Source organism: Escherichia sp. AM3, assembly GCF_032029835.1.
In the GTDB taxonomy this organism is placed as follows: domain Bacteria; phylum Pseudomonadota; class Gammaproteobacteria; order Enterobacterales; family Enterobacteriaceae; genus Escherichia; species Escherichia coli.
Map to the genome: position 1 here is coordinate 1 of NZ_JAVUPQ010001370.1, position 230 is coordinate 230.

Sequence of the window (230 nt, forward strand, 5' to 3'; positions counted from 1 at the left end):
TGATTCTTGTGTGGTTTGCCAGGTCTGTACGCCAGCATCCGCATCATTAAACGGAGGCATGCCTGTTTCCGATGGCGCTCTCAGGAACAGATACCATATGGCTGCGAGCAACACGACTGCACATAGCCCCCATGTTGCTACAGATATCCCCCAGACGGAACGTTTCCAGAAGGGGGCGGGTTTCTCTTCGGGTTCACCGAAGCTGCCGGTTTCATCTATTTCTGTTTCAG

The 230-nt window shown here is 53.0% G+C and carries 1 pseudogene; it reads right to left on the bottom strand.

The annotated features are described in order from the left end of the window. Positions 1-230: pseudogene (gene traP, locus RTW80_RS31090) on the bottom strand (IncI1-type conjugal transfer protein TraP); the annotation flags it as partial.